Here is a 4,596-nt window from a genome sequence, read left to right on the forward strand (position 1 = left end):
CCCGCAGATTGATGGCGCGCAGGCTGTCCTCGGAGGTGAACTGCCCGCCGACACGCACGCTGATGCGCTCCGGCCCGGACTGGATGACGCCGGACGGCGTGATCGCGTTCTGCGCCTGCAGGCTCGCCACGATCGCTTGCTGGTTGAGTCCGAGGGCGGCGATCTGGCGGGTCGAGAATTCGAGATAGATCGCCTCGTCCTGGGCGCCGACGAGGTCGACCTTGCCGGCGTTGGGCACGGTCAGGATTTTTGTTCTGGCGTCCTCGACATGGTCGCGCAACTGGCGCGGCGTCAGCCCGTCCGATGTGAAGGCGTAGATGTTGCCATAGACGTCGCCGAAGCGGTCGTTGAAGAAGGGTCCCTGCACCCCCTGCGGAAACTGCGCCGCGATGTCGTTGACCATGTTGCGCACCTGAATCCAGTTCGGCACGACATCGCGTGCCTTGGTGGTGTCCTTCAGGTTGACGAAGATGACGGTCTGGCCGGCCGTGGTGACGGACTTGGTGTAGTCGAGGCTGTCGAGTTCCTCGAGTTTCTTCTCGATACGGTCGGTCACCTGCTGCACGGTTTCCCTGACCGAGGCGCCCGGCCAGTTGGCCTGGATGATCATCGTCTTGATGGTGAAATTGGGGTCTTCTTCACGGCCGAGATTGAGGTAGGAGAACACGCCAGCCACGACGAAGACAAGCATGAAATACCAGACCATGGAGCGGTGGTTGAGCGCCCAGTCGGAGAGATTGAAGCCTTTCATGAGGCCCCTCCCTCGGGCACTGTCACCTTCTGGCCTTCGCTCAGGCTGTGGACGCCCGCCGTGACAACACGCATGCCGGCCTCCAGCCCCTCGGCCACCGTGAAGGTGCCGCCATTCTTCGACGCGACCTTTATGTCGCGTGCGTTCACGCTGGATGTCTGCGGGTCGACGATCCACACTTTCGCGGCACCATTCTTTTCGAACAGCGCCGACATGGGCAGTTCTATCGTCGGTGCCACCTTGGTCACGCGGGTCGCCGTCACCGTCGAGCCGAGCCGGAAGGCCTGTGGCGGATCCGTGAGCGTCAGCTTGACGCGCCGCGTGCGGGTCGAGCCCTCGGATTGCGGTGCGATCTCGCGCAGCTTGGCCCCGGTCTGGATCGTCGGCAGCGACTGCAGGATCACCTGGAAGGGCGTGCCGGCCTCAAGATCACCGGTCAATTGATCGGGAATGTCGACCACCGCCTCGCGCAGGTCCGAACGCGCCACGGTGACGACGGTCTGGCCGGGCGAGACCGTCTGGCCAACTTCGGCGCCGACCGCGGTGACGACACCGTCGAAATCAGAGAACAGCCTGGCATAGCCGAGCTGTTCCTGCGATTTGGCAAGCGAAGCCTTGGCCCGCTCGACACCTGCCTCCGCAGCTTTGCGCGCCTGCTGCGCGGCATCGAAGACAGCTTGCGTGGCGTTGGCCGAGGCGAGCAACTGGCGCTGCCGTTCCTCGCTGGCGGCGGCGTTGGCGAGCTGCGCCTCGGCATTGGACAGTTCCGCCTTGGCCGCCTGGAGGCCCAACTCCAGTGCGGTCGGATCCAGTGCCGCTATCGTCGTGCCCTTGCTGACGATGTCGCCGACCTGGACGTCGCGCGAGACGACCCGGCCAAGCAGGCGGAAGGCCAGGTCGGCGCTGACCTGCGGTTCGACGGATCCGACAAAACCGAAGATTTGCGTGGTGCGCGGCTCGATCACCATCGACAGCACCGGTCGGACGATCTCGGGCGGCTTTTCCTCCGACTTGGAGCAGGACGCCAGCGCGCCGAGCATGAGCACGCCGAGCAGGATGCGTGGCGTCCGGCTCATTGGCCCGCTCCCGATATCTCGATCGTCTGTCCAGGGCTGAGCAGCTGTCCTCCAGCGGTGACGACGCTCTGGCCCGCGTCCAGCCCCTTGGCGATCACGACCGTGCCCGAATTGAACGCCAGCACTTCGACCAGCGCCATCGTCACTGCCTTGGTCGAGGGATCGACGATCCAGACCGCCGGCTTGCCGCCGCTGGACGTCAGCGCCTGCCAAGGCAGCAGGATCGCCTTCGCCGGCTTGGCGCTTACCGTGCCGATGACGGCTGCCCCAAGCGGCATGCCGGCGGGCGTGTCGGGAATGGCGATTTTGACCCGGATCGAGCCCGAAGCCGGGTCGACCGCAGGCGAGATTTCGCGGACCTTGCCCGTCGCCCTGACCTGCGGATCGGACAACAGCGTGATCGTCACCGCAGGCGACGCCGGTGCCTTGGCGATCAGCGTCTCCTGCACGTTGAACACGGCGTCGCGGTCACCGTCCTCGGCGACGGTGAAGACGGTTTGCGCGGCTTGCACCACTTGGCCGGTTTCGACTTGGCGGGCGGTAATCACGCCGGCGGCACCGGCCTTGAGCTCGGTGAAGGACAGGTTTTGCTGGGCGTTGGAGAAAGCGCTCTGCGCGGCTTCGACGCTGCCTTGTGCCACCTTCAGGGCCTGGTCCGCGGCGTCATAATCGCGCCTGGTGGTAAAACCCTGGGCGAGCAGCGTCTTCTGCCGTTCGAAGGCGGCGGCGGACTGGGTCAATTGCGCCTGCGCCGCGTCGAGATCGGCCTGCGCCGAGCGCAAATCGGATTCCTGCTCCTGCGGATCGATCCGGGCGAGCACCGTGCCTTGATCGACATGCTGGCCGACATCGACAAACCGTTCGGCGACGCGACCGCCGACCCGGAACGACAGATTGTTCAGCGTGCGCGCCGCGATCACCCCGGTCAGCGAGGTCCTTGGCGCATAGTCGGCCATCGCCACCGTTTCGGTGCGCACGATGATCTGCAGTTTCTTGTCCACCGCTTCCTGCTTCTGACAGCCGACCAAAAGCAGCGCAGCCGTGCAGGCGAAAAGCGCCGGGGCGGCTGGAAAAGACAAAAGACCGGGAGCTTGGACCGATGGCTGCGAGACGGGCGAAGTCACGTTCCTGCTCATGGGCTCCCCCGGCCGCGGGCCGCCCGCTGAGCGCGATGCCTCGTGGACATCCAGAGGATAGTCGATCCCCGGGAAAAGGAAACCGGTCTCGTACGTGTATCGCCTGACTGGTTAAGCGCCGGATCTGCCCACCGCAGGCCCAATCGCCTGCCGGTGGTGCCGACTTGAGGAAAACGTGAAATAAGGTCAGAAGACGTCTCAACGGCATCAAACAGGACGGGCGCCGGCCCGGTGAGGATACGATGAAGAATTCAGCCATTTCCGAACGCAAGAACCAATCGATTTCCCGCGGCGTCGGCATGACCACGCAGATCTATGCCGACCGGGCTGAAAATTCGGAAATCTGGGATGTCGAGGGGCGTCGCTATATCGATTTCTCCTCGGGCATCGCCGTGGTCAACACCGGGCATCGCCATCCCAGGGTGATCGAGGCGGTCAAGGCACAGCTCGACCGCTTCACCCACACCTGCCACCAGGTGGTGCCCTATGAGAGCTATGTGCGCCTGGCCGAACGGCTGAACGGCATGCTGCCCGGCAAGTTCGAGAAGAAGACGATCTTCGTCACCACCGGGGCGGAGGCGGTAGAGAACGCGATCAAGATCGCCCGCAATGCCACCGGCCGTCAGGCGGTCATCGCCTTCGCCGGCGGCTTCCATGGCCGCACCTTCATGGGCATGGCGCTGACCGGCAAGGTCGTGCCCTACAAGGTCGGCTTCGGCGCCATGCCGGGCGACGTCTATCATGCGCCGTTCCCGGTGCCGCTGCACGGTGTCTCGGTCGCCGACTCGCTGGCCGCGCTCGACCGGCTGTTCAAGGCCGATGTCGATCCGGCCCGCGTCGCAGCCATCATCATCGAGCCGGTTCAGGGCGAAGGCGGTTTCTACGACGCGCCGCGTGACTTCCTGGTTGCGCTGCGCAAGCTTTGCGACCAGCACGGCATGCTGCTGATCGCCGACGAAGTGCAGACCGGCTTTGCCCGCACCGGCAAGATGTTTGCGATGGATCACCATGAGGTGGCCGCAGACATCACCACCATGGCCAAGAGCCTGGCCGGCGGTTTCCCGCTGGCCGCGGTCACCGGCCGCGCCGAAATCATGGATGCGCCCGGCCCCGGCGGGCTCGGCGGCACCTATGGCGGCAGCCCGATCGGTGTTGCCGCCGCGCACGCCGTGCTCGACGTGATCGAGGACGAAAACCTGTGCGACCGCGCCAACACGCTGGGCGCCAGACTGAAGCAGCGGCTGCAGTCGATCCGTGACGACGTGCCCGAGATAGTCGACATCAGAGGCCTCGGCTTCATGAATGCGGTCGAGTTCAACGACGTCAAGAAGGGCCTGCCGTCGGCTGAGATCGCCAATGCGATCCGGTTGAAGGCGCTCGACAAGGGCCTGATCCTGCTGACCTGCGGTGTCTACGGCAACGTCATCCGCTTCCTGGCGCCGATCACCATCCAGGACGAAGTCATGAACGAAGCACTCGACATCCTGGAAAGCTCGATCCGCGAAGTCTGCGCCGCCTGAACTTCTACCTCCCCCTTGTGGGGAGGTCGGGCCGAAGGTCCGGGTGGGGCTTGGCGCCCACCCCCACCCCGCTGCTTCGCAGCGACCCTCCCCACAAGGGGGTGGGTAAGCGG

General features: G+C 65.1%; 4 protein-coding genes. 1 reads left to right on the forward strand and 3 read right to left on the reverse strand.

Annotated features, from left to right (window positions below; translation table 11 throughout):
* From EN749_RS31080 to EN749_RS31090, 3 genes are all read right to left on the reverse strand, one after another.
* Window positions 1–751, reverse strand: a 751-nt coding sequence (locus tag EN749_RS31080) for an efflux RND transporter permease subunit (protein ID WP_145991070.1), incomplete at its 3' end; no start/stop codon positions are given.
* Window positions 748–1,827, reverse strand: coding sequence for an efflux RND transporter periplasmic adaptor subunit (locus EN749_RS31085; protein WP_127807974.1), 1,080 nt, complete (start codon window positions 1,825–1,827; stop codon window positions 748–750). The genes EN749_RS31085 and EN749_RS31080, both read right to left, overlap by 4 nt.
* Window positions 1,824–2,963, reverse strand: coding sequence for an efflux RND transporter periplasmic adaptor subunit (locus tag EN749_RS31090; protein WP_128364588.1), 1,140 nt, complete (start codon window positions 2,961–2,963; stop codon window positions 1,824–1,826). The genes EN749_RS31085 and EN749_RS31090 overlap by 4 nt, the downstream gene beginning before the upstream one ends.
* Before the next feature lie 242 nt (window positions 2,964–3,205).
* Between EN749_RS31090 and EN749_RS31095 the strand changes: the two genes are divergently transcribed.
* Entirely contained in the window at window positions 3,206–4,483 is a 1,278-nt protein-coding gene (locus tag EN749_RS31095; protein WP_023811424.1) for a 4-aminobutyrate--2-oxoglutarate transaminase, read from the forward strand.
* Window positions 4,484–4,596: the final 113 nt, after the last annotated feature.

Origin of the sequence: Mesorhizobium sp. M7A.F.Ca.ET.027.02.1.1 (genome assembly GCF_004022985.1) — a bacterium.
GTDB lineage: Bacteria > Pseudomonadota > Alphaproteobacteria > Rhizobiales > Rhizobiaceae > Mesorhizobium.

Bases quoted from the DNA above. Each gene is read 5' to 3' on its own strand.
- EN749_RS31095 (WP_023811424.1), top strand. From the start codon at position 3,206: ATGAAGAATTCAGCCATTTCCGAACGCAAGAACCAATCGATTTCCCGC.
- EN749_RS31085 (WP_127807974.1), bottom strand. From the start codon at position 1,827: ATGAGCCGGACGCCACGCATCCTGCTCGGCGTGCTCATGCTCGGCGCG.
- EN749_RS31090 (WP_128364588.1), bottom strand. From the start codon at position 2,963: ATGAGCAGGAACGTGACTTCGCCCGTCTCGCAGCCATCGGTCCAAGCT.